Origin of the sequence: Aeromonas sp. R6-2 (assembly GCF_040908155.1) — a bacterium.
GTDB lineage: Bacteria > Pseudomonadota > Gammaproteobacteria > Enterobacterales > Aeromonadaceae > Aeromonas > Aeromonas schubertii.
Genome location: NZ_JBFODE010000046.1, coordinates 24,258 through 48,967, shown reverse-complemented (window position 1 = coordinate 48,967; position 24,710 = coordinate 24,258). Strand labels below are relative to the sequence as shown.

At 66.1% G+C, this 24,710-nt stretch carries 20 protein-coding genes; 13 read left to right on the top strand and 7 right to left on the bottom strand.

Features of this window, described 5'->3' with window-relative positions; all coding sequences use genetic code 11:
* Positions 1-892 precede the first annotated feature (892 nt).
* The 3 genes from AB5Y48_RS12685 to AB5Y48_RS12675 are packed head-to-tail and all read right to left on the bottom strand — an operon-like array spanning position 893 to position 3,508.
* Positions 893-1,921 (bottom strand): DUF2955 domain-containing protein, encoded by a 1,029-nt coding sequence (locus AB5Y48_RS12685; protein ID WP_368164680.1) that lies wholly within the window; start codon positions 1,919-1,921, stop codon positions 893-895.
* A 50-nt stretch (positions 1,922-1,971) separates the two neighbouring features.
* Positions 1,972-3,030, bottom strand: a complete 1,059-nt coding sequence (locus AB5Y48_RS12680) for an HlyD family secretion protein (protein WP_368164678.1) — start codon at positions 3,028-3,030, stop codon at positions 1,972-1,974.
* Positions 3,020-3,508 carry a MarR family transcriptional regulator gene (locus tag AB5Y48_RS12675; protein WP_224159433.1) on the bottom strand — a complete coding sequence of 163 codons (489 nt, stop codon included), beginning with the start codon at positions 3,506-3,508 and terminating at the stop codon, positions 3,020-3,022. The genes AB5Y48_RS12680 and AB5Y48_RS12675 overlap by 11 nt, the downstream gene beginning before the upstream one ends.
* Positions 3,509-3,723: 215 nt before the next feature.
* Here AB5Y48_RS12675 and AB5Y48_RS12670 point away from each other — a divergent pair, with 215 nt between their 5' ends.
* From AB5Y48_RS12670 to AB5Y48_RS12655, 4 genes are read left to right on the top strand one after another with little or no spacing between them, the layout of a single operon-like run.
* On the top strand, positions 3,724-5,016 hold the full coding sequence (locus AB5Y48_RS12670; protein WP_050665157.1) for a 2-hydroxycarboxylate transporter family protein: 1,293 nt from the start codon (positions 3,724-3,726) through the stop codon (positions 5,014-5,016).
* Between the two features lie 10 nt (positions 5,017-5,026).
* Positions 5,027-6,577 carry an oxaloacetate-decarboxylating malate dehydrogenase gene (maeA, locus tag AB5Y48_RS12665; RefSeq protein ID WP_050665156.1) on the top strand — a complete coding sequence of 517 codons (1,551 nt, stop codon included), beginning with the start codon at positions 5,027-5,029 and terminating at the stop codon, positions 6,575-6,577.
* Between the two features lie 16 nt (positions 6,578-6,593).
* Positions 6,594-8,159: an ATP-binding protein gene (locus AB5Y48_RS12660; RefSeq protein WP_368164677.1), complete on the top strand. Its 1,566-nt coding sequence runs from the start codon at positions 6,594-6,596 to the stop codon at positions 8,157-8,159.
* A 3-nt stretch (positions 8,160-8,162) separates the two neighbouring features.
* Entirely contained in the window at positions 8,163-8,849 is a 687-nt protein-coding gene (locus tag AB5Y48_RS12655) for a response regulator (protein ID WP_368164676.1), read from the top strand.
* Positions 8,850-8,877: 28 nt separating this feature from the next.
* Here the strand turns inward: AB5Y48_RS12655 and AB5Y48_RS12650 are convergent, their stop codons facing one another.
* Entirely contained in the window at positions 8,878-9,759 is an 882-nt protein-coding gene (locus AB5Y48_RS12650) for a DMT family transporter (protein ID WP_136612981.1), read from the bottom strand.
* Positions 9,760-9,854: 95 nt separating this feature from the next.
* On the opposite strand from AB5Y48_RS12650, the gene AB5Y48_RS12645 reads away from it, so the two are divergent.
* Positions 9,855-10,649, top strand: a complete 795-nt coding sequence (locus AB5Y48_RS12645; protein WP_368164674.1) for a helix-turn-helix transcriptional regulator — start codon at positions 9,855-9,857, stop codon at positions 10,647-10,649.
* Between the two features lie 41 nt (positions 10,650-10,690).
* On the opposite strand, the gene AB5Y48_RS12640 is transcribed toward AB5Y48_RS12645, so the two are convergent.
* Positions 10,691-12,208 carry an aldehyde dehydrogenase family protein gene (locus AB5Y48_RS12640; protein ID WP_368164673.1) on the bottom strand — a complete coding sequence of 506 codons (1,518 nt, stop codon included), beginning with the start codon at positions 12,206-12,208 and terminating at the stop codon, positions 10,691-10,693.
* Positions 12,209-12,447: 239 nt separating this feature from the next.
* Here AB5Y48_RS12640 and AB5Y48_RS12635 point away from each other — a divergent pair, with 239 nt between their 5' ends.
* From AB5Y48_RS12635 to aqpZ, 5 genes are all read left to right on the top strand, one after another.
* The gene (locus AB5Y48_RS12635) at positions 12,448-14,028 is read left to right on the top strand and encodes a sigma-54-dependent Fis family transcriptional regulator (protein WP_368164672.1); all 1,581 of its coding nucleotides are present in this window, start codon (positions 12,448-12,450) and stop codon (positions 14,026-14,028) included.
* 82 nt (positions 14,029-14,110) lie between these two features.
* Entirely contained in the window at positions 14,111-15,286 is a 1,176-nt protein-coding gene (locus AB5Y48_RS12630; RefSeq protein ID WP_368164670.1) for an acyl-CoA dehydrogenase, read from the top strand.
* On the top strand, positions 15,286-16,440 hold the full coding sequence (locus AB5Y48_RS12625; RefSeq protein WP_368164669.1) for a CaiB/BaiF CoA transferase family protein: 1,155 nt from the start codon (positions 15,286-15,288) through the stop codon (positions 16,438-16,440). Before AB5Y48_RS12630 ends, AB5Y48_RS12625 begins: the two co-directional genes overlap by 1 nt.
* A 63-nt stretch (positions 16,441-16,503) precedes the next feature.
* Positions 16,504-17,025, top strand: coding sequence for a crossover junction endodeoxyribonuclease RuvC (ruvC, locus tag AB5Y48_RS12620; RefSeq protein WP_050665148.1), 522 nt, complete (start codon positions 16,504-16,506; stop codon positions 17,023-17,025).
* Positions 17,026-17,233: 208 nt separating this feature from the next.
* Positions 17,234-17,920: an aquaporin Z gene (gene aqpZ / locus AB5Y48_RS12615; RefSeq protein ID WP_050665147.1), complete on the top strand. Its 687-nt coding sequence runs from the start codon at positions 17,234-17,236 to the stop codon at positions 17,918-17,920.
* A 52-nt stretch (positions 17,921-17,972) separates the two neighbouring features.
* Here aqpZ and AB5Y48_RS12610 read toward each other — a convergent pair whose 3' ends face one another.
* A complete protein-coding gene (locus AB5Y48_RS12610) occupies positions 17,973-18,686 on the bottom strand; it encodes a lytic transglycosylase domain-containing protein (protein WP_224159448.1) in 714 nt (237 codons plus the stop codon).
* A 59-nt stretch (positions 18,687-18,745) separates the two neighbouring features.
* Positions 18,746-20,161 (bottom strand): DASS family sodium-coupled anion symporter, encoded by a 1,416-nt coding sequence (locus AB5Y48_RS12605; RefSeq protein ID WP_060584432.1) that lies wholly within the window; start codon positions 20,159-20,161, stop codon positions 18,746-18,748.
* A gap of 212 nt (positions 20,162-20,373) precedes the next feature.
* Here AB5Y48_RS12605 and AB5Y48_RS12600 point away from each other — a divergent pair, with 212 nt between their 5' ends.
* From AB5Y48_RS12600 to AB5Y48_RS12590, 3 genes are all read left to right on the top strand, one after another.
* A complete protein-coding gene (locus AB5Y48_RS12600) occupies positions 20,374-21,756 on the top strand; it encodes an aspartate aminotransferase family protein (RefSeq protein WP_368164667.1) in 1,383 nt (460 codons plus the stop codon).
* Complete coding sequence (locus AB5Y48_RS12595; RefSeq protein WP_368164666.1) at positions 21,749-23,113, top strand: glutamine synthetase family protein; 1,365 nt, start codon at positions 21,749-21,751, stop codon at positions 23,111-23,113. Before AB5Y48_RS12600 ends, AB5Y48_RS12595 begins: the two co-directional genes overlap by 8 nt.
* Positions 23,114-23,228: 115 nt before the next feature.
* Positions 23,229-24,683 carry a methyl-accepting chemotaxis protein gene (locus tag AB5Y48_RS12590; RefSeq protein WP_368164664.1) on the top strand — a complete coding sequence of 485 codons (1,455 nt, stop codon included), beginning with the start codon at positions 23,229-23,231 and terminating at the stop codon, positions 24,681-24,683.
* Positions 24,684-24,710 lie beyond the last annotated feature (27 nt).

Genomic DNA, 24,710 nt, shown 5'->3' with positions numbered 1-24,710 from the left:
ATGCGCATAAAAAATCCGAAACCAATCAATAGGTTTCGGATTTTCACACATCAGAAGGATCGGTCAATGGATCCTTAACTGATCGGCATTAGGGCCCTGGGCCCCATTTTCGTCTGTGTGTGGAGTTTCAGGTTGGCCTGAACAGGCCTGGGCGGGTCAGTGCCTTGTGGGCACTGCGGTCATGATGTTTGTAATTTTACAACAAAGTGGTGCTCAGGCACCGTAGCGGAAGTAGTAGTTGCGGGTTGCCGGTGCATAGGCGACCTTCTCGTTACGACCCTTGTCAGTCACCCCTTTCAGGTGGAAAAGCACTGCCAGATGTTCAAACATAACTCACCTCTTTGTGGTTGGTGTGACCTGCGTCACAGGAGCAATCCTAGGTGGGTTTGTGAGCTGGATCAATAAAATTTGTTGTTTATTTACATAATTTTCTGGAAAGGGTTTTCACAGCAGTGATGCTTATGGAGCCGTTTTCAGGCGACTTCCCTCTCGTGTTATGTGCCGAATGAGCATCAAAAGGTGCCAATTTTACCAAGGAGATGTCCGCAATATTAGGTGGCGTGACCGGTGGGCAATTACATTAGATAAAGGATCCACCTTGGTCTATTTCCTGTCCCCGTTGCTGAAATAATTTATCTCATCTCTGCTGGAGGCGCAGGCGCAATAATAAATAGCGCTATTTGTCTGGCAGTGGATATGAGAGAGCGACTACTCTTTTTATGGTCCCTCTTTCTGGCCTCCAGAGGATACATGGCTATGTTACCGAGCGAGCTCATTATTGACGCGCTGCTAAGTGACGTCGAGACGGTGATGGAACCTCATACTGAATATGATCATGACGAGCCAATGTTGACGGCAGAAAATATTGATCTGTTACTACGGGAATAAATGTTCAGGCCAGGGTGCCATATCGCGTCGCCTCAAATCGGTTTAGCAGTTGGTGTAATAGATAACACAGAGCCAGGGTGACCACTATGGCCACACCAATACTGCTGACTCGATAGAGGGCGCTGAAGACCAGATCCTGATTGGGTGAGAGATATTGCCCAAAGAGGATGCCGAGGGTGGAGAGAGCCCCGAAACCGATGCCGGATCCCCCTTCGCCTACGTGGATCCTGGCCAGCACCATGCACCCCAGCCAGAGCAGGGGGGTGACCAGCAGTAGTACTCCCGACCAGTCATAGAGCAGCAGTTGCATCCCCAGTCCCACGCCGACCCCGAGCAGGGTGCCCAGGGCCCGCTTGCGGGCATAGGTGAGGGCGCCATTCCAGTTCATGGGAAAGAGCAGCATCAGGGTGGTGGCCTGGGCCGACATGGAGTCGCTCAGATCGCAGATCTGAAACACCACGAAGGAGAGGGTGGCCAGGGTGGCACCCAGCAGCGCCTCATGACGCAGACGGTGGGAAGGCTTGGGCGCCGGCGCCGGGCTTGCCGGTGGCTCGCTGTCGGGAAAGAGTGAGACCAGCAGCCAGGCGACCATGGCCGAGAAGGCATTGCCCATCAGGGTGCTCAGGAAGAGGTCATTGAGATCCGTGCCGGGGTAGCTGGCGAAGTGGAGCATGATGCTGAGGATCAGGACACCGTTGGCGCCAAAGAGAAACAGGTTGCCCCTCGACATGCAGGCAAAGCGGTAGAGAAACAACCCAAAGACGATGGGGGTCATGAGCAGGGGATAGCCGCCGAAGATCCCCCCCAGCAGGCCCACTTCCAGAGTGCTGACCAGGGGCGCCGCCAGCAGTTGCAGCGTCACCTGGCGATTGAGGGCGGGCACAGTGCCCAGCAGCAGCATGGGGGTCACGGTGAAGAAGACCCCGTAGTTCCAGTTCATCACCTTGCACAGGAGAAACCCCAGGGTGGCACCGCTGGCAATACGCAGGCAGCGGCGCAGTTGATCCCCGCTGAGGGGGGCGGTGAAAGACATGCAGACTCCTCGAGCCGCCAGCCTCGCATCGACGGGGTGGCGGCCGGTTATCAGTAGATGTAGTGCAGCAGGCTGATCAGGGTGATCTGGGCCCTGGCCAACAGGGCGAGCAGGGGGTTCTCGGGGAGCAGTTGTACGGTGGCTCGCGCCCCTGAGGGGAGCCGGGTCTGCGCCACGTCATCGAGATGCAGGCGCAGGCGCAGTCGCTGGGCATCCCGCACCCAGCGATCCGACTGGCTCGGGGTGGCGAGCTGGCCGTTGGCGTCAAACTGGCCGGCGCTCACCCCGGCATCCAGGCTGTCGATATGGGCCGGATAGAGGCTGCCCGGCCTGCCATCGAAGACCACCAGTGCCCTGTCTCCCTGCTCGGCACCGCGCAGTGCCTTCTCGCGAAAATCGGCGATCACCTCCAGCTGATCGGCCACCAGTGCCAGCAGCGGGCTGCCGGCGGCGGCGTAGGCCCCCTGCTCCAGCTGCAGGTTGGTGACCACCCCATCTTGCTCGGCGCTCACCCTGCTGTAGGCCAGGTTGAGGGTGGCCCGCTCCAGATTGTTATGTGCCTGGCGCAGGCGCAGGTTGGCCTCGCCCGATTCGCCGCGACTCACCTTGAGCTGGACCAGGGTGGCCTGGCTTGCCTCCAGGGCGGCTCGTGCCGTGCGCAGCGCCCCATCGGCATCCTCTTTCTGTTGCTGGGCGATGAGGTGGCGCTCATAGAGGGCATTGACCCGGCGCGCCTGACGCTCGGCCAGTTGGTAGCGGGTGTTTGCCGCACTCAGATCGGCGTCGGCGGCGGCTATGTTGGCATCGAGCCTGGTGTTCTCCTGTCTGGCCTGCTCCAGGGCCAGTTGGGCCTGCTCGACCGCCAGCCGGAAGGGGGCAGGATCGAGCTCGAACAGCAGATCGCCTTTGTGCACGCTCTGGTTATTGCGCACATGGACGGCCATCAGCCGCCCACTGACCTGGGGGGCGACCTTGACCACACCGCGGGTGGCCATGGCCTGGGGAGTCAGGGGCATCTTGAGATCGGCCAGCAGGAAGTAGGCAAACAGCAGGGTAAAGGCGATGGCGCCCCCCTTCACCCAACGGGCAAATTGCTGATCAGGTGTCATCTTGTTGCGACCCCTGCTGATTGTGTCTGGCCAGGCGGGCCAGGGCGTTCTCGGTGATCTTGCCCAGGGTCAGCTCGAAGCGGGCCAGCTCGGCCTCATCGACGCTCCCGAGCAGATCGTGACGGGCCTGCATGATGCGTTGCTCCATCTGGGCGAGCAGCTCAAGGCCGGCATCGGTCAGGCTGACGATACGGGCGCGCTTGTCCTCGCTGCAGCAGTGGCGGTTCACCAGTCCCTGCTCTTCGAGCTGACCCAGGGTTCGCATCAAGGAGGCAACCTCGATCTCGAGGGCATCGGCCAGACTCTTCTGGCTGATGTGATCGCCCAGACGCTTGAGCTTCCAGAGCGCGGTCCAGCGGGGGTAGGTGAGGCCGAGGGGCAACAACTCCTGATCGGCCACTCGCCCCCACAGACGGTAGAGACGACCGAGGCGTTCGGCCAGAGAGAGTTCGCGCAGGCGTTCGAGAGAGTGGTCCATGGGGGACTCCATTTACTTAGCGTGCTAACAATCTATCTTTGTTAGCACGCTAAGTAAATGGTTTTGTGACGGGGGTCACGGATACCCCCTTGGAGAGGGGCGGCTTGGCGTTAAAGGTTTCAATGATTTTATTTGGCTTTGGCGGGGAGTTAACCGACAGAGGGAGCCTGCATCCCTAGAGTGTGCCCGATCACACACAGTGCTGGAGCATAACAATGAAAAACCTCGCTACCCCCACCGCCCTCGGCAACTGGCAGATCGCCGGCATGCCGATGCAGCTCTTCTTCGGTTTCTCGGCCTGCGTACTCTACGCCGGCTGGAATGGCTCTCTGCCTCTTGGCATGGTGGGCGCCCTGGCGCTCATGTTCGTACTCGGTACCCTGCTGACCGAGCTCGGCGAGCGTATCCCCCCGGTGCGTGAATACCTGGGAGGCGGCACCATACTCGCCATTTTCGGCGGTGCCGCTCTGTTTGAATACCACCTCCTCCCCGCCGAGGCGGGGGCGGTCATCACCAACTTCATGAAGGAGGGGGGCTTTCTCAACTTCTTCATCGCCAGCCTGGTGACCGGCTCCGTGTTTGGCATGAGCCGAGCCCTGCTGAAAAATGCCGCCATGCGTTATCTGCCGGTGATCCTCGGCGGTGTGGCGGTGGCCCTGCTGGCCGTCGGCCTGGCCGGTGCCTTGCTTGGTTACGGCTTCAAGAATGCGGTGCTGCTCATCGGTTTGCCCATCATGGGCGGTGGCATGGGGGCGGGGGCCGTTCCCCTGGTCGAGATCCTCTCCGGGCCCATGCACCTCTCCAGCGCCGAGCTGCTCTCGCGCATGGTGCCGGCGGTGGTCATCGCCAACACCCTGGCGATCCTGGTCGGTAGCCTGTTGGCCCGCTTGGGTCGCCGATTCCCGAGCCTTACCGGCAACGGTCGCCTGATGATCCGCGAGGAGAGCGCCACCGCCGAGGAGGCGAGCCGCACCCCGACCCTCGAGAGCCTCGGCATCGGCCTCTTCATCAGCTCGAGCATGTTTGTGCTCGGCTCTCTGCTCGGCAAGTTTATTCCCATGCATCCTTTTGCCCTGATGATCCTGGCGGTAGCCGTCATCAAGGTGAGCGGTCTTCTGCCTCGTCGCTTCGAGGAGGCCGCCGCCGACTGGTACCAGTTTGTGGTCACCAACCTGACTCCCTCGCTGCTGGTGGGGATTGGCGTCGCCTACACCAGCATCCCCGAGCTGGTCGCCGCCTTCTCGCTCCAGTACTTCGTGCTGGTATTGATCACCGTGCTGGGGGGGGCCCTGGGAGCGGCCATCGTGGGTCGGATGATCGGCTTCTACCCCATAGAGGCGGCTATCACCGGCGGCCTGTGCATGGCCAACATGGGGGGCACCGGCGATGTGGCCGTGCTCTCTGCGGCGCGGCGCATGCAGTTGATGCCGTTTGCCCAGATCTCCTCACGGCTCGGCGGCGCCTTCATGCTGATCCTGGCCACCCTGCTCATCTCTCTGTTCGTGTAAGGAGCCCCACATGAACGACACCCTGATGGGCACCAGCCTGCCCTATGCCGAGCGTCGTCGCCTCGGCCTGATGGGGCGCATGCCCCATAAAGAGGAGTCCCTGGCCCAGCAGCGCCGCCGTATTCACCGGTTGGTGCAGGCCATGCAGAGCCCGTTTGACCAGCATCTGCTGCTGCGTCAGCTGCAGGAGGACAATCCTGTGCTCTTCTACGACCTGGTGCGCCACCACCTGCCGGAGCTCTTGCCCATCATCTACACCCCCGTGGTGGGGGAGGCGTGCCAGCGTCACAGCGATCTCTACCTGCGCAGCCACGGCCTCTACCTCTCCTGGCACGACCGGGACGAGCTCGATGCCATCTTCGACTCGGTGGAGCAGGAGGTGGATGTCATCGTCATCTCCGACGGGGAGCGGGTGCTGGGACTTGGCGATCTTGGCATCGGCGGCATGGGGATCTGCATCGGCAAGCTGGCCCTCTACAGCGCCGCCGGCGGCATAGACCCGGCCCGCACCCTGCCCCTGTGCGTCGATGTGGGCACCAATAACCCCGAGCTTTTGGAAGATGACTCCTACCTCGGCTGGCAGGCGCCGCGCATCGACGGGGAGACCTACTACCACTTCATGGACAAGGTGGTGGCCGCCATTCGCCGCCGCTGGCCCCAGGTGGTGTTGCAGTTCGAAGACTTTGCCGGCAAGCACGCCGCCAACCTGCTGGCCCGCTACCGGGATGAGCTGTGCATGTTCAACGACGATATCCAGGGCACGGCGGCCGTCACCTCGGCCTGTGTGCTGGCGGGCCTGCGCCAGGCGGGACGGGCCCTGGCCGGTACCCCTGTGCTGATCGTGGGCGCCGGCGCCGCCGGTTGCGGCATCGCCGCCATGTTGGCGCAACTGGCCGGTGGCAGTGACACCATCTGGCTGTTCGATCAGGAGGGAGTGGTGAGCCGCGACAGAGCCGAGCTTACCCCGGGCCAACGCCCCTTCGTCCGCCCCCCGGAAGAGGCCAGTGGCGATCTGGCGGCGGTGATCCAGCGCCTGCGCCCCGGTGTGCTCATCGGGGTGAGCGGTCAGGGCGGGCTCTTCACCCGCGCCGTGCTCGAGGCGATGGGGGCGGTGAACGAGCGGCCGGTGATCCTGCCACTCTCCAACCCCACCCGCAGCGCCGAGGCGACCCCGCAGCAGGTGTGGGAGGCGAGCGGAGAGCGCGCCCTGATCGCCACCGGCAGCCCCTTTGCCCCGGTACCGGTGGGAGAGAGCCTGCGCAGTGTCTCCCAGTGCAACAACGTCTACGTCTTCCCCGGCATCGGCCTCGGTGCCACCGCGGTGAAGGCGCGGCGCATCAGCGACGGCATGTTGCTGGCGGCCGTGGAGGCGGTGGGGGCTTATCCCCTTGAGGCGGGTCGGCTGCTGCCCCCCATCGAGCAGGTGGGCGAGGTAGCCCGCGCCGTGGCGAGCGCCGTGGCCCTGGCGGCCCGCGCCGAGGGGCTGGCCGAGTTTGACGGGGATCCGGCCCCCCTCATTGACCGGGCCTGGTGGCGCCCCCATTATTGGGCACTTCGCTGACATGCAAGGGCATCCCATGAAACTGCGCCATCAGGTTCTGCTTCTCTCCCTGTCGGTCTCCCTACTGCTGCTCCTGGTGCTGGGGACCCTGCTGGCCCTCTTCATCCGTCATCTGGTGGAGAACAACCTGGAGGAGAAGGGGAGCGAGCTGGCCCGCATTCTGGCCGGTGACGAGCGGGTGGTGGTGGCCCTGCAACGGGGGCAGGATGCCACCCTGCGCGACTACATAGAGGGGCTCAGCGCCCGCACCGATGCGGCCTACATGGTGGTGACCGATCGCCACGCCATTCGCCTGAGCCACCCCAACCCGGCGCTGGTAGGAGGACGTTTTCGCGGGGAGGATATCTGGTATGCCCTGCACGGCCGTCAGAGTTACTGCTCGCGGGACGTGGGCACCCTGGGGCCGGCCATTCGCTGCTTCTCCCCTGTGCTCGGTGCCGACGGTCGCCCCATCGGCACCGTGGTGGTGGGCTATCTGATGAAGCGGGTGGAGGCGGTCTATATGGAGCGCCTCTCCCTGGTGGTGGGGGCCATCCTCTCCCTGCTGGGGGCCGGGCTCTTGTTGGCACTCGGGATCCAGCGGCGCCTGAAGCGTACCCTGCTCGATCTGGAGCCCGAGACCATAGCGCGGCGCTTCGTGGAGCAGGAGCTGGTGCTCGAGAGCATTCAGGAGGGGATCATCGCCATCGACCGAGAGGGACGGGTGAGCATGCTCAACAGCGCCGCCTTCTACCAGTTGCGCCTGCCGGGACCGGGGCGCCAGTCCTTGGTGGGGCAACCCCTGGCCCCCCTGGTGCCCTGTCTGGCGGCGAGCCTGAGCCGGGCGGAAGGGGAGATCCAGTTTCAGGTGCACGGGGAGAGCTTCGTTGGCCGGCTGCAACAGATAGGCCACGGTGGGGCCCGCCTGCTTATCTTCAGCCGCCCCGAGGCGGCCGGCAGCCTCGCCTCCCAGGTGACCCACCTGCGCCAGTATGCGGAGCTGCTGCGCATGCAGACCCACGAGTTTGCCAACAAGCTGAGCAGCCTCTCCGGACTCTTGCAACTGGGTCACGTGAGCCAGGCGGTGGAGCTTATCCAGCGTGAGAACGACGAGTGCCAGGTGCTGCTCGGGGATCTGCTGCGCGCCGTGCAGGACAAGCCGGTGGCCGGCCTTATCCTCGGCAAGTTCAGCCGGGCCCGGGAGCTGGGGGTGCGCCTCGAGCTCGACCCCGACTCCCATCTGGAGGAGTACCCGGTCTCGGTGTCGGCGGATCTCATCACCCTCATCGGCAACCTGCTCGACAACGGCATTCGCGCCGCCCGGGCCAACCGGGAGCGGGTCGCGCCCAGGGTGCTGCTCTCGCTCGACGATCAGGGGCGGCGTCTGGTGATCGAGGTCGAAGACAGCGGCACCGGGGTCGATGAGGCGCTCGCCGATCACCTGTTCGAATACGGAGTGAGCCGTCAGAGTGGCGATCACGGGGTGGGGCTGTTTCTGGTCAAGGAGACGGCCGAGCGTCACGGGGGTGTGATAGAATGGCGGCGCACCGCTGCCCGAACCACACTGTTCGGCATTTATCTCGATAAAGAACAACTAGTGTAAGACATGGAGTCAATAACCAGCCTCATCATCGAAGATGATCCGCGCATCGCCGCCATCCTGGCCGAACTCGTCGCCAATCGCCCCGGTTTTAGCCTGCTGGGCAGGGCCGAGACCCTGGCCGAGGCAGAGCAGATGCTCAACGCCACCCCGATCCAGCTGCTGCTGGTGGATGTCTCCCTGCCCGATGGCTCGGGTCTGGAGTGGGTCGCCAGCCTGCGCGCCCGGGGCATCGACAGCCAGGTGATCATGGTCACCGCCGCCAGCGATGTGGCCAGCATCCAGCGCGCCCTCAATCTGGGGGTGCAGGACTACATCATCAAGCCCCTGCGCCTGTCACGCATCCAGCAGAGCCTGGCCGAGGTGCAGGCGCTGTGCCGCCGGCTGGCCGAGCGCCGCCACCTGGATCAGGGGGATCTCGACCGTCTGCTCGGCAAGGGGCGCCCGCGAGAGAGCCGTGACACCCCCAAGGGGATCGACGCCATCACCTTGCGCCAGGTGCTCGACCTGCTGGCCGGTGAGCCGGATCACACCTTCACCACGGATACCGTCTCCCTGCGCCTCTCTTTAAGCCGCACTACGGCACGCCGCTACCTGGAGTACCTGGAGTCGGAGGACCGGCTGGAGGTGGAGCTCAACTATGGTCAGCGTGGCCGCCCCGAGCGGCGCTATCGCTGGCGCAAGGAGCTGTAAGCAAGCGGGAGCCATCGGCTCCCGTTTTTCATGAGGTGGCAAGCCGGGGCCGGCGCGGCCGGTACTGGCTCAAGGCGACGCCGCTCAAGATGAGTCCCCCGCCCAGCAGGTGGTAGCCGTGCACCGGCTCACCCAGGCTCAGGGTGGCCATCAGGGCCGTGCACAGGGGCATCAGGTTCATGAAGATGGCGGTGCGCTCCGGACCCAGGGTAGCCAGCCCCCGCATCCAGCAGTAGGCGGCAAACAGGGAGGAGGCGATGCCGGCGAACAGCACCAGGCCCATGGCATCTTGCGGGATGACCAGAGAGTCGGCGCTGGCGGCCACCGGAACCAGCAGCAGCACCGCCAGCAGCACCTGCAGGTAGAGGTTGAGCCAGGGGCCGAAGGGGGGCTGCCAGCGGCGCAGCAAGAGGCCATAGAGGGCGTAGCTGGTGGTGCCGAGCAGCATGAGCCCGTCCCCCGGGTTGATGCCGGCGTGCAGCAGGGCCAGAGGCTGTCCCTGACCGAGCAGCCAGAGCACCCCGAACAGGGAGACGAGCACGCCCACCACGGCCCGGTGGCCGGGGCGATGGCCGAAGAAGAGGGCGCCCAGCACCACGGTCAGCAGGGGAATGAGGGAGCCGATCACCCCCATGTTGGTGGCTGAGGTCTGGTGCGCCGCGTAGTAGGCGATGCACTGGTAGAGCACCATGCCAAGGGCCGCCAGGATCAGCAGCTTGCCGAGCCAGGGGCGCAGCTCTCCACGGCGGCGCCACAAGAGCGGCAGGCAGAAGGGGGAGAGTGCCAGGGCGGCGACCACCCAGCGATAAAACGAGATGGCGGCCGGATCGATAAGGCCTGCCGCGGCCTTGGAGACCACCGTATTGGCCGCCCAGATGAGGACGGCGAGCAGGGGAAAGAGTTGAGACATAGGGACTCCTCGATGGAACAGAGGGAGTCTAGCCTTGTCTTTTATGAAACAAGTAGCGTAAATAAGACATCCAATAACCGGTTTGGGACATTCTTATGGGGACCCTCACCCTGGCCGAGCAGGATCGCCAGCTCACTCCCCCTCAGCCCCTCTACTTTCGCTACAGCCAGATCCAGGGGGGCAACGCCTGCGCCGAGCACGCTCATCCCTGGGGCCAGCTCAGCCTCATCAGCCTCGGCATCATGGTGGTGGAGGTGGCCGGAGAGCGGCTGGTGGCCCCGCCCGATTACCTTATCTGGGTGCCGGCGGATGTGCCTCACTCCGCCTATAACGAGCAGACCCTGGACTACACCTCCATCTACGTGAGCCACGAGCTGGCCAGGTGCCTGCCGGGGGAGCCGGTGCTGCTTGCCCTCACCCCATTGCTGCGCGCCCTGCTCGACGACTTCACCCTGCGCCGGGTCGGCCACACCCGGGAGGAGTGGGACCGGCGTCAGGCCGAGCTCTTCATCGAGAAGCTGGCGCGCACCCGCTGTCAGCCGAGCTACCTGCCCATGAGCCGCGATCGCCTGCTCGCCCCCTTGCTGGCGGCCCTGCAGGCGGCGCCGGAGGACAACCGCACCCTGGCCGAGTGGGCCACGTCGTTGCATACCACGGAGCGCACCCTGGCACGGCGCTGTCAGAAGGAGCTCGGCATGAGCCTGGGGCAGTGGCGCACCCGGCTGCGCATGGTCAAGGCCCTGGCCTGGCTACGTGGCGACATGCCGGTGCAGGAGATCGCCTGGCGCCTCGGTTACACCTCCACCTCGGCCTTTATCGCCATGTTCCAGCGCGAGCAGGGCTGCGCCCCCCAGCGCTACCGCCAGCAGTTGGGGGGCGAGCGGGCATAAGAGAGGGCGCCCCGGGGCGCCCTCGTGCATTCACCACCGCCTTAGAAGAAGCCGAGGGGGTTGATGTCGTGGCTCACCAGCAGGTTCTTGGTGTTCTGGTAGTGGTCCAGCATCATCTTGTGGGTCTCGCGGCCTATCCCTGATTTTTTATAGCCGCCGAAGGCCGCGTGGGCCGGGTAGGCGTGGTAGCAGTTGACCCAGACCCGGCCGGCCTGGATGCCGCGCCCCATGCGCCAGGCCAGGTTGCTGTCGCGGGTCCACAGGCCTGCCCCCAGGCCGTACCGGGTGTCGTTGGCAATGGCCAGGGCATCCGCCTCGTCCTTGAAGGTGGTGACCCCGAGGGCCGGGCCGAAGATCTCCTCCTGGAACACCCGCATCCTGTTCTGACCAAAGAAGATGGTGGGCTGGATGTAGAAGCCCCCCTCCAGCCCGCTCACTGTGGCCGCACCGCCGCCCAGCAGCATCCTGGCCCCCTCGCCGCGGCCGATCTCCATGTAGCTCAGGATCTTGTCGAACTGCTCGCGGGACGCCTGGGCGCCGACCTGGGTAGCGGTGTCGAGGGGGTTGCCCTGGACTATGGTGCGGGCGCGGGCCAGCACCCTGTCCATGAAGTCGTCGTAGATTTTCTCATGCACCAGGGCACGGGAGGGGCAGGTGCACACTTCCCCCTGGTTGAAGAAGGTCATCAGCATCCCTTCCACCGCCTTGTCGATGTAGTTGCTCTCGTGGTCCATCACGTCGGCGAAGTAGATGTTGGGGGACTTGCCACCCAGCTCCACGGTGGAGGGGATCAGCCTGTCGGCGGCGCAGCGCAGGATATGGGCCCCCACCTCGGTGGAGCCGGTGAAGGCGAGCTTCTGGATCCGGTCGCTGGTGGCGAGCGCCTGGCCCGCCTCGGCGCCGAAGCCGTTGACCACGTTGACCACGCCGGCGGGCAGTATGTCCTTGATGAGATCCATCATCAGCATGATGGTGACCGGGGTCTGCTCGGCGGGCTTGAGCACGCTGCAGCAGCCGGCCGCCAGCACCGGGGCCAGCTTCCAGGCCGCCATCAGCAGCGGGAAGTTCCACGGGATGATCTGGCCGACCACCCCGATGGGCTCCTTGAAGTGGTAGCTGACGGTGTTCTGATCCAGTTCGGCGGCCGAACCCTCCTGGGCGCGGATGCAGCCGGCGAAGTAGCGGAAGTGATCCACCACCAGGGGCAGGTCGGCGGCCAGGGTCTCGCGCACCGCCTTGCCATTCTCCCAGGTCTCGGCGATGGCGAGCCGCTCTATGTTTTGCTCGATGCGATCGGCGATGCGCAGCAGCAGGTTGCTGCGCTCGGTGACGCTGGTCTTGCTCCAGCTGGCGAACGCCTTGTGGGCCGCATCCAGCGCCAGCTCGATGTCGGCGGCGTCGGAGCGGGCCACCTCGCAGAAGACGCGGCCATCGACCGGCGAGACGTTCTCGAAATAGCGGCCGGCGCGCGGCGCCACCCAGTCACCACCGATGAAGTTGTCGTAACGGGATTTGAAGCTGACGAGGGAGCCGGTTTGACCGGGAGCGGCATAGATCATGGTGTGTCTCCTTGTGTATTCAGTCCGTGTGTGGCCCGCGCTGCGGGTGAGGGCTGCCAACGCAAGGGGTGTGCCAGGGGCGCGACACTTGGATGAAAAGTTAAAAAAACGTAACAAAATGGAGGGCGCCGGCGTATGGTGTGGCAGATGTGCGGGGCTCTGCTGCCCGCGCCCTGTATCGGGGTGCGACACCTGTCGCACGGCCCTGTCTCGTTTCGCTACAGTCGCAAGGAGGCCCCATGAGTTACCCCGCCCCGTCCGATCCCATTCGCCGCTCCTGGTTGCGTTGCCGGGAGATGGGCCTGCAACCGGGGAACGAGGCCGATCTCGATCTGCTGGCGCGCGGCGAGCTCTCGGCCCGTCTCGAAGGGGGGCGTGACCTGGTCGACTGTTTTCGCCGCTACGTCTTGCCCCTGTTCGAGCAGCTCCAGGCCGGGCGTCCCTGCCGGCTGCTCCTGTGCGACACCCAGGGGGCTATCCTCGATGCGGGCGGCAGCCCGCTGTTTGAGCGCCAGGCCGAGCGGGTCTTTCTGCAACCGGGCGCCTGCTGGGGGGAGGCGAGCAAGGGGACCAACGCCATCGGTACCGCCCTGTGCGAGGGGAGCGAGGTGCAGGTGCTGGGGGGCGAACACTTCTTCGAGCGCCACCGCTTCCTCGGTTGCAGTGCCATTCCCCTGCTCGGGCCGGACGGCAACACGGTCGGGGTGCTCGATCTCTCCTCCGAGGCGGGGGGCCATGGCCACGACATGCTCGGTACCGTGCGCCTGCTCGCCATGACACTGGAGAACGCCCTGCTGGCGGGACGACCCGGACGGCTGCTCGATCTCGAGCCCCAGAGCCCCTGGTCGGCGCGCCTGCTGCTGGGGGAGGATGGGGAACTGCTCGGTGCCAACCGGGCGGGGCGGCGCTGGCTCGAGTGTCATCCCCTGGAGCAGGCCCAGGCCCGCCCGGCCGGTGCCGGCCGGGCCGCCCCCGAACGGGTGGCACAACGCATGCTGGCCCGTGGCATCCCCTTGCTGATCGAGGGGGAGACCGGCAGCGGCAAGGAGCATCTGGTGCGCGAACTGCACCGCACCTCGGCGCGCGCCGCCGGCCCCCTGGTGTGCGTCAACTGTGGTGCCCTGCCGGCGGATCTGGTGGAGGCCGAACTCTTTGGCTATCTGGGTGGGGCCTTCAGCGGTGCCCGCAGCCAGGGGAGCCAGGGTTACCTGCGCGCCGCCCACGGCGGCATCCTGATGCTCGACGAGATCGGCGAGCTGCCGCTGTCGGCCCAGACCCGACTGCTGCGGGTATTGCAGGAGCGCGCCGTCACCCCGGTCGGCGGCACCCGTCCCGAGCCGGTGGACTTCTGGCTGGTCTCGGCGAGTCACCGCGGTCTCAAGGAGATGGTGGCGAGTGGCCAGTTTCGCGAGGATCTCTACTACCGCCTCTGTGGCTGGCACCACAGGATCCCTCCCTTGCGGGAGTGGTCTGTGCCGGCCCGGCGTGAGCTGATGGGGCGCCTGCTGGCCGAGATGGAGCCGGGGATGGGGCTCGCGCCGGATGCCGAGGCGCAGCTGCTGGCTCATCCCTTGCCAGGCAACGTGCGCCAGCTCAAGCAGGTGCTGGAGGTGGCCTGTGTGCTGGCCGACGGGGCGGCCCAGATTGCCCCCTGTCACCTCACCTTGCCAGCGACCCGGGAACGCCCGGCTCTCACCCTGGCCGAGGGGCGGCGCAGCCAGGCCGAGGCGACACTGGCCGCCTGCGGAGGCAACCTGAGCGAGGCGGCAAGACGCCTTGCCATCAGCCGCTCCACCCTCTATCGCCTGCTCAAGTGTTAAGGGATTGTTTCATAAAGGGGGCCCGGTAGAATGGAGGCGTGGTTATTTCATCACCTCTTTTTCCCCCGGCAAGGAGCGCCCCATGGCCCGTACCCCCTTCGATTGGCAAGATCCCTTCTTTCTCGACGACCAGCTGAGCGACGAGGAGCGGCTCATCCGCGACGCAGCCCGCGACTACTGTCAGGAGCGGCTGATGCCCAGAGTGCTGGAGGCCAACCGTCGCGAGCAGTTTGACCGCACCATCATGAACGAGTTTGGCGAGCTGGGGCTGCTCGGCGCCACCCTGCCGGAGCAGTATGGCTGCGCCGGGGTCAACCATGTGGCCTACGGCCTTATCGCCCGGGAGGTGGAGCGGGTCGACAGCGGCTACCGCTCGGCCATGAGCGTGCAATCCTCCTTGGTGATGCACCCGATCCACGCCTATGGGGACGAGGCCCTGCGTCAGCGCTGGCTGCCGGGACTGGCCCGGGGCGAGCTGGTGGGCTGCTTTGGCCTCACCGAGCCGGATGCAGGTTCCGATCCCGGCTCTATGAAGAGCCGCGCCGAGCGGGTCGAGGGCGGCTATCTGCTCACCGGCAACAAGATGTGGATCACCAACTCCCCCATCGCCGATCTCTTCGTGGTGTGGGCCAAGCTGGAGGGCGAAATCACCGGCTTCGTGCTGGAGAAAGGGATGGCCGGGCTCTCGGCCCCCAAGATCGAGGGCAAGTTCTCCCTGCGCGCCTCCATCACAGGTGAAATCGTGATGGATCGGGTCTTGGTGCCGGAGGCCAACCGGCTGGCCGGGGTGAGCGGCCTCAAGGGGCCGTTCGGCTGTCTGAACAAGGCGCGCTACGGCATCGCCTGGGGGGCGCTCGGTGCCGCCGAGTTCTGTTGGCACGCCGCCCGCCAGTACGGGCTGGATCGCCAGCAGTTCGGCCGCCCGCTGGCCGCCACCCAGCTGTTTCAGCTCAAGCTCGCCAACATGCAGACCGAGATTGCCCTCGGCCTGCAGGGCTGCCTGCGCGCCGGGCGCCTGATGGACGAGGGGCGCTGCCCGGTGGAGCTGGTGTCGCTTATCAAGCGCAGCGGCTGCGGCAAGGCGCTGGAGATAGCCCGCGTCGCCCGCGACATGCACGGGGGCAACGGCATCAGCGACGAGTTCCACGTCATCCGCCACCTGATGAATCTGGAGGCGGTCAACACCTACGAGGGGACCCACGACATTCACGCCCTGATCCTCGGGCGCGCCCAGACCGGTCTGCAGGCGTTCGAGTGATGGGGCCCCTTGCCGGTGTGCGCGTGCTGGATCTCAGTCGCGTGCTGGCCGGCCCCTGGGCCAGCCAGCTGCTTGCCGATCTCGGCGCCGATGTGGTGAAGGTGGAGGCCCCCGGGCGCGGTGACGACACCCGCCATTGGGGCCCGCCCGAGCTGGTGGCGGGGGAGGCGGCCTACTTTCACGCGACCAACCGGGGCAAGCGTTCCATCGCCCTGGATCTGGCGCGCGACAGAGACACCCTGCTGGCATTGGTGGACCGGGCCGACGTGGTGATCGAGAACTTCAAGGTGGGGGGGCTGGCGCGCTTTGGCCTCGATTACCCGAGCCTCAAGGCCCGCCGCCCAGAGCTCATCTACTGCTCCATCACCGGTTTTGGCCAGGATGGGCCCTGGGCCCAGCGACCCGGTTACGATCTGCTGATCCAGGGGCTGGGGGGGCTGATGAGCATCACGGGTCAACCCGATGGGGTGCCCGGCGGCGGGCCGGTCAAGGTGGGGGTGGCGCTCGTCGACATCCTCACCGGCCTCTACGCCACCATCGGCATCCAGGCGGCCCTGCGTCACCGGGAGCGGACCGGGGAGGGGCAGCAGATCGATCTGGCCCTGCTCGACGTGTCGGTGGCGGTGCTGGCCAACCAGGCGATGAACTATCTCGCCACCGGTCGGGCGCCCGGGCGCCTTGGCAACGGCCACCCCAATATCGTCCCCTACGACGTCTATCCCACCAGTGATGGCCATCTCATCCTGGCGGTGGGTAACGACGGCCAGTTTGCCGCCCTGGCGGCCCTGTTGGGGGAACCCGGGTGGGCGACGGACCCGGACTTTGCCACTAACGCCGCCCGGGTGCGCCAGCGTCACCGGCTCAACGCCCTGATTGCCGAGCGGTTGCTGGCGCGCGGCAGCGCCGAGTGGAGTGCCATGCTGGAGGCGGTCGGGGTGCCGGGTGGCCCCATCCTCACCCTGGATGCCCTGTTTGCCCTCGAGCAGGGGGCGGTACGCGGCTGGGTGCAGCAGGTGCAGCGCGGCGAACAATCCTTGCCCACCCTGGCCAACCCGCTCCATCTGTCGGCCACCCCGGTATGCTACGGGCGCGCCTCGCCGGCGCTGGATGGGGACCGGGAGGCGGTGCTGCGTGACTGGCTGGGGCAAGGCTGAGCGCGCCAAGGTGGGCCAACTCTGCTATGGTGGCGCCCATTGCAGTTCAATCTATGTGAGTCGATGAGCGTTATTTTGGGAATCGATCCGGGGTCGCGGATCACGGGGTACGGGGTGATCCGGGTGGTGGGCGGCAAGGCGGAGTACCTGGGATCGGGCTGCATCCGCACCGATCTGGGTGAGTTGCCGAGCCGTCTCAAGCAGGTCTACGACGGGGTGAGCGAGATCATCACCCAGTTCGCGCCGGCCGAGTTTGCCATCGAGCGGGTCTTCATGGCCCGCAACGCCGACTCGGCCCTCAAGCTCGGCCAGGCCCGCGGCAGCGCCATCGTGGCGGCGGTCAATGCCGGCCTGCCGGTGAGCGAGTATTCGCCGACCCAGATCAAGCAGGCGGTGGTGGGCACGGGGGGGGCCGACAAGAGCCAGGTGCAACACATGGTCAAGCACCTGCTCAAGCTGCCGGGCACTCCCCAGGCGGATGCTGCCGACGCGCTGGCCATCGCCCTGTGCCACCTGCACACCCGCCAGAGCCTGATCCGCATGGCCGGTCGGGTCAGGGGAGCCACGGGAGGTCGCTACCGTTGAGTTTTTTGTCAAAAACTGTCGTGTGATCAGAGAAGAGCCGAGAGGCTCTTTTTTGTTCTCTTGGAAAAATATGATTGTTAATCATTGAGTTGTGACTTGAATCACAATTGTCATCTCGCGAGCGCAGACTAGCCAAATGGCGCCTGATTTACATAATGCGCCCGGTGTCGGCCCCGCAGGCCGGCTCACAACAGATGAGGAGAACACAATGAAATCGTATGCTGCGGAATTGATGGGGACCTTCTGGCTGGTGCTGGGGGGTTGTGGCAGTGCCGTGCTGGCGGCTGCCTTTCCCGATGTGGGGATCGGCCTGCTCGGGGTCGCCCTCGCCTTCGGCCTCACCGTGCTGACCATGGCTTATGCCATCGGGCACATCTCCGGTTGTCACCTCAACCCGGCCGTTACCGTCGGCCTCTTCGCCGGTGGCCGCTTCCCGGCTTCCAAGGTACTGCCCTATATCGCCGCCCAGGTGATCGGCGGCGTGCTGGCCGGCGGCGTACTCTACGTCATCGCCAGTGGCCAGGCCGGCTTCGATGTGGCGGCGGGCTTTGCCTCCAACGGTTATGGTGAGCACTCTCCGGGTGGCTACAGCCTGACCGCAGCCCTGGTGTGCGAGGTGGTGATGACCGCCTTCTTCCTGTTTGTCATCATGGGGGCCACCGACGAGCGTGCCCCGGCCGGCTTCGCACCGATCGCCATTGGCCTGTGCCTGACCCTGATCCACCTCATCTCGATCCCGGTGACCAACACCTCGGTCAACCCGGCACGCAGCACCGGCGTGGCCCTGTTTGTGGGTGACTGGGCGGTAAGCCAGCTGTGGTTGTTCTGGGTTGCCCCCATTGTCGGCGGGATCATCGGTGCCCTGGCCTATCGCGCCGTGGCCAGCAAGGATTAAGCCCTCTCTTAAACGTGTATCTCCGTAAGACGCACCCCTCGGGGTGCGTTTTTTACAGGCGGTTGCGGCTGCCGAGGGCGTCCCGATAGCGCTGGTAGAGCAGGGCGATGCGCTCGACATAGGCGCGGGTCTCGGCGTAGGGGGGGACCCCCTTGTGGCGATCGACGGCGCCCGGCCCTGCGTTGTAGGCGGCGGTCGCCAGTCGTATATCGCCATTGTACTGGCGCAGCAAGCCAGAGAGGTATTTGACTCCGCCGAAGATGTTCTGCTCGGCGAGGAAGGCATCTCCCACCCCGAGATCGCGCGCCGTGCCCGGCATCAGCTGGGTGAGCCCCATGGCCCCCTTGCGCGATACCGCCATGGGGTTGAAGGCTGACTCGGCGTGGATCAGGGCGCGGATCAGGGCCGGCTCGACCCGGTAGGCCCGGGCGGCGGCCTGGATGGTGGCGGCGTAGTCCTGCACATAGAGGCCGGTGTGGTGCCAGTCGATGGGGGAGGCGGGGTCACAGGCGAAGCAGTGTTCAAACACCAGCACCTCGTATTTTCCCTCCAGGGGGGAGCGATCCGAATAGCTCACCACCCCGTTGGGCTGCTCATATTTGTAGACCTGGATCTGCGTCTTTTCGCCGGGCTCGGGGGCCTTGGCCGTGATAGAACTCTCCGTGGTGATAAAGGTCACCTCGGCCGGTTGCGGGCTCCCGGCCAGGGCCAGGGAGCACCAAAACAGGGGAAGCAGGCGAGCAAGCAAGACGATGACTCCTTTCATCCTTGACCCCCTTCAGCATCGGGCATATGGGCGGTGAAATCCAGTCCACCGCCCGCCGGCTAGATCCAGCCCAGGGCGGCGATCTGGTAGATCCAGACCATGGCCAGTAGGGTGCCCACCACCCCCATCACCACGCCGATGACGGCCATCTGCTTGCTCTGTACCAGACCGGTGGCATGGGCCAGGGCGTTGGGCGGGGTGCTGATGGGGAGCGACATACCAAGCGACACCGACAGGGTCACCGCCAGGATCAGAGTATGGGCGCCGCCCCATTCGGCCAGCTCCGGCATGCCGGCGGCGAGTGCCGCCACCAGCGGCAGCAACAGGTTGGCGGTGGCCGTGTTGGACATGAAGTTGGCCATCAGCAGGGCCAGCAGGCAGGCTCCGACCAGCACCGCCAGGGTGGAGTACTCGTGGAACGGGATATGGGTGATGAGCCGCTCGGCCAGGCCGCTCTCCTCGAGGGCCAGCCCGAGGGCGATACCGCCCGACACCAGCCAGAGCACGTCGAGGGAGATCTTGTGCAGATCGTCCTTGGTGATGATGCCGGTACAGACGAAGACCGCCACCGGGATCATGGCCACCACATAGGAGTTCATGCCGTGCATGCCGCCGAGCAGCCAGAGCAGTATGGTGACGATGAAGGTGAGGTAGACGGTCCAGGGCTTGATCCCCTGCAGGAAGCGTCCCTCCAGCTTGAGCTCGACCCGCTCGAGGCGGCTCGGGAAGAGGCGTCCGAGCAGAAACCAGGCGAGCAGCAGCAGGATGGCCACGAAGGGCACGGCAAACCCCATCCACTGGCCGAAGCTGATGGCGTGCTCGCCGGTCAGGTATTTGAGGGCCACGGCGTTGGGCGGGGTACCGATGGGGGTGCCGATCCCCCCCAGGTTGGCGGCCACCGGAATGGCCAGCACCATGCCGGTCTTGGCCGGGTCCTGATCCGGGAAGAGGGCCAGCACCGGGGCCAGGATGGAGAGCATCATGGCGGTGGTGGCCGTGTTGCTCATAAACATGGAGAAGATGGCGGTGATCAGCATCAGCCCCAGCATCACCACCCTGGGGTTGGAGCCGAAGGGGCGCAGTAGCACCCGTGCCAGGTTGATGTCGAGGCGGTACTTGGTGGCGGCGATGGCAAGGAAGAAGCCGCCGAGAAACAGCATGATGACCGGGGAGGCGAAGGTGGCCATCACGTCCGTGTAGGGGAGCAGGTTACCGAACCCCTCGCTCCCCTTGCCGGCGGTGAAGAGCCAGATCCCCTTGTCCGAGAGCAGCAGCAGCTCGAGCACTATGATGAGCAGCGAGGTCGCGTAGATGGGGATGGGCTCGAGGATCCAGCACAGGGCCGCCAGCACGAACAGGGCGATCACCCGCTGTTCGATGAGGGTGAGACCGGGCAGGGGGATCCAGTGGGTCGGGATCACCATCAGGAAGAGAAAGAGCACCAGGGGCAGCCACAGCTTGAGCAAGCGGGACATGTTGACTCCACTTTAGAGGTAGTAATAGGGGAATCATTCCATAAAACAGACGCTTGGGGGTCGATTGCTCCCCCAAAATGCGACGGGGATAACGGCTTGCCCCGATTTTTGTGAAGTGCCCTGTGGCTTGAACAAATCTCGAGCGGTTTGATTGACGGCTCCGCAGGGGGAAAATCACACTCAATGGGACCCTCATGACCCAAGGAGCGAGCATGAACCCCATCACACCCGCCGCCGTGGCCCGTCTGATGGCCCGCGAAGAGACCCGCTTTCTCGCCGCCAATCCCAGGTCGGTGGCCCTGGCCGGCCGGGCTCGGGAGAGCCTGTTTGGCGGTGTCCCCATGCACTGGATGAGCGACTGGTCGACCCCGGTGCCGCTGTTTGTCAGTCAGGCCCAGGGGGCGCACTTTACCGACGCAGACGGCCACGACTATGTGGACTTTTGCCTCGGCGACACCGGCAGCATGTTTGGCCACTCGCCGCTGCCGGTGGCCGAGGCGATAGCCCGTCAGGCCTACCTGGGGCTCACGACCATGCTGCCGGGAGAGGATGCGGTGGTCTGCGGCGAGCTGTTGGCCGAGCGCTTCGGCCTGCCCCTCTGGCAGGTCAGTGCCAGCGCCACCGATGCCAACCGCTACGCCCTGCGCTGGGCCCGCGCCATCACCGGGCGCTCGGTGGTGATCCTGTTCGACGGCTGCTACCACGGCACCGTGGAGGAGACCCTGGTGCGGCTGCGGGATGGGGAGACGGTGGCACGTCCCGGCCTCATCGGCATGGGGGCGGATCCGGCCATCGCCAGTCGCGTCGTCCCCTTCAACGATCCGGCGGCCCTCGAGGCGGCCCTGGCGCCCGGGGATGTGGCCGCCGTCTTGTGCGAGCCGGCCATGACCAACATCGGCATGGTGTTGCCAGATTCCGGTTTTCATCCACGCCTGCGTGAACTCACCCGGCGTCATGGCACCCTGCTCATCATCGACGAGACCCACACCCTCTCGACCCATCCGGGGGGCTGTACCCGGGCCTGGAGTCTGGAGCCGGACCTGCTCACCCTGGGCAAGGCGATAGCCGGCGGCCTCCCCTGCGCCGTGTTCGGCTTCACCCAAGAGGTGGCCAGCGGCATGGCGGCGGCGCGGGAGCGGGCCGCCTCGCCGACCGGGCACGGTCACAGCGGCATGGGCACCACCTTGTCTGCCAATGCCATGGTGATGCATGCCATGCGGGCCAACCTGGGGCGGGTCATGACCCAGGCCGCCTATGCCCACATGCTGCACGAGGCGCGCCGTCTGGCCGAGGGGCTGCGCCGCCTCATCGAGCGTCACGCCCTGCCCTGGTCGGTCACCGAGCTGGGGGCCCGCTGCGAGTTTCAGTTCTGCCCGCTGCCGCCGCGCAGCGGTGCCGAGGCGGAGGCCGCCTTCGACGATCCCCTGCAGCGGGCGCTGCACCTCTATCTCATCAACCGCGGCATCCTCATCACCCCGTTCCACAACATGATGCTCTGCTGCCCGGAGACCCGCAGCGAGCAGGTGGATAGGCTGCTCGCCACCCTGGACGAGGCCATCGCCGAGCTGCTGGCCGGGGATGGACTCGATGGGTGATTGGGGACCCCTGGAGGAGGCCGAGGCCTTCCTCGCCGCCCACCCGGAGGTGGAGGCGTTCGAGATCTACCTCATCGATCTGGCCGGGATCAGCCGCGGCAAGCTGCTGCGCCGGGAGGAGCTGTTGCCCCTCTATCACCATGGCCGGCCGCTTCCCTCGAGCATACTGGCGCTCACGGTCAACGGGGAGGACGTGGACGAGACCGGCCTGGTGTGGGACGTGGCGGACATGGACTGCCTGGCCCGCCCGGTGGCGGGGTCGCTCACCCTGCTGCCATGGCGGCGGGTGCCCACCGGGGCGTTGCAGCTCAGCCTGGATCCGGTGGCCGGGCTGCCGGCGGCCCTGGCCGATCCCCGTCATGCCTTCACCCGGGTCATCGACACCCTGGCAGCGCGCGACCTTTATCCCGTGATGGCGGTGGAGCTGGAGTTCTACCTGCTGGATCGGGAGGATGACCCCTTCGGCCGCCCTCAGCCGGCCCGCCTCGGGGATGGGCGTCGCCCACGGGAGCCCCAGGTCTACGGGGTGCGCGAGCTGGCCCTGCTCGAGCCGTTTCTGGCCGATCTCTACGCCGCCTGCCGCCTGCAGGGGTTGCCGGCCCGCACCGCCATCTCCGAGTATGCCCCGGGGCAGGCCGAGATCACCCTGGAGCACGGTCCGGCCCTGCTCGCCCTCGATCAGGGGGTTCGCTACAAGCGCCTGGTAAAGGGGCTGGCCGAGACCTATGGCATGCAGGCCTGCTTCATGGCCAAGCCGTTTGGTCACCTGGCGGGTAGCGGCCTGCACCTGCACGTGAGCCTGGCGGATGCGCAAGGCCACAACCGCTTCGCCGCCGAGGATCCTCATGGCTCGCCTCTGCTGCGAGCCGGGATAGGCGGCCTGCTCGAGACCCTGGCCGAGTCGCTGCTCTTCTTCTGCCCCCACGCCAACTCCTATCGTCGCTTTCAGGCCCACAGCTATGCGCCCCTGGCTCCCACCTGGGGGGTCAACAACCGCACCGTCTCCCTGCGCATCCCGGGTGGGCCGCCCGAGAGCCGGCACCTGGAGCACCGCATCAGCGGCGCCGATGCCAACCCCTATCTGGTGGCCACCTGCGTGTTGGCCGGGCTGCTGCGCGGTATCGATGAGCAGTGTGACCCCGGCGCCCCCGTGGTGGGGAACGGCTATCTGCGGGGGGCAAGCCCGGCCCCGCACTGGCAGGGGGCGCTGGCGGCGGCCCGCGCCAGCCCCTGGCTGGAGAGGGTGTTTGGCGCCGACTTCATGGGGGTGTGGCTCGCCATCAAGGAGGCGGAGCAGCGCCGCTTCTTTGCCGAGGTGGGGGAGCAGGACTGGCGCTGGTATCGGGACACGGTTTAGGAAGAGGGCGCCGCAAGGCGCTCTTTTTCTTTGCATAACCTTTATGTAACATCAACTGGTCAGATCACTTGTCGCCACCCGGCGACAGTGCCCCACCCACACTCAGGAGAGAGTCATGCTTAACCCATGGACGGGATGGCTGCGCCTGTTTGCGACGTCGGCCCGGTTGGACAGGGCCGCCCAGCGCCAACAGGATACGCGCCTCTTTTTCGGCTTTATCGCCTTTCTGGTCGGCCTCTACAGCCTCATCAAGTGGAGCCACCACGGCCACGACGAGCTGGCCCTCACCTCCCTGCTGTTGATGGGCGGCGCCCTGGCCTCGGGCCTGTGCGGCCGGCTCGGGCTCGGGGAGCAACTGGCCGGCGCGCTGGCCATGGGCGCCATGTCTTTGCATGCCCTCAACATCATCTGGCAGTCGGGGGGCGTGCCGCACTCTTCCCAACTCTACTGGATCCCGCTGCTCATCCAGGTGAGCTTCCTGCTGCAGGGGCGCCTCGGTGCCTTGGGGTGGAGCGTTCTGCTGGTGGGCTGCGCCGCCCTGATGGTGGCCCTCAACCGCAGCGGTTATCCGGTGCCCCGGCTCGTGCTGCCCGAGCGGGCCATGGCGGTGGAGACCTGGTCCGGTGCCCTCTTGCCCCTGCTGCTCTGTGCCTGTGCCCAGTTCTTCACGGTGCGCCAGCGGGACCGGGCCCTGGCCGAGGCGAGCCAGGCCCTGGGCGAGAGCGAGCGGATAGCCCAACTCGCCACCCGTGGCCGCGAGCAGTTGGGGGCCGTGGTGAGCCGCGCCGAGGAGGGGGCGGGGCGCCTGGTGAGCTCGGCGGCGGCCCTGGGCCACACCTCGCGGGCACTGGCCGATTCTGTCACCTGCCTGCATCAGGGGGCCTCCCAGCAGGTGGATGCGAGCGATCAGATCCAGAGTCAGCTCGAGCGCATGGGGGCGGATCTTGGTGCGGCCAATCGCTTCGTGGGCGAGGTGGCCGTGCGCACGCGCCAGGCGAGCACCCTGGCCGAGCAGGGGGCCGATGCCCTCGGTCGCAGCGAGCGGGCCATGAACCGGATCCTGACCAGCCACGATGAGATCGCCGCCATGACCGGCATCATCACCGGGATCGCCGATCAGACCAATCTGCTGGCCCTCAACGCCGCCATCGAGGCGGCCCGGGCCGGGGATCACGGACGCGGCTTTGCGGTGGTGGCCCAGGAGGTGCGCGAGCTCTCGGCCCGCAGTCAGCAGGCGGCCAATGAGATCCGGGCCCTGCTCGGGCGCAGCCACCAGGCGGTGAGCGAGGGGCAGGCCATCATCGGCGAATCGGGTGCCCTGATCGGGCAGATCCTGGAGCGGATCGGGGTGGTGGCCCAGGACGTGGGGCGACTCGAGTCCCTGATGGCGAGTCAGGATGCCAGCCTGGCCCAGGTAGCCGCCGCCGGGGTACAGGTGGCCGATGTGGCCCGCGAGACCGCCTCCACCTCGGGGCAGATGCGCGAGCGGGAGGCCGAGCTGGCCCAGCTCACCGCCGGGCTGGAGCACCTCTCCCGCGAGCTGAGTCAGGTGGTGGCCGGCACCGCCTGACAGGCCAGACTCGACATAACAAGACCC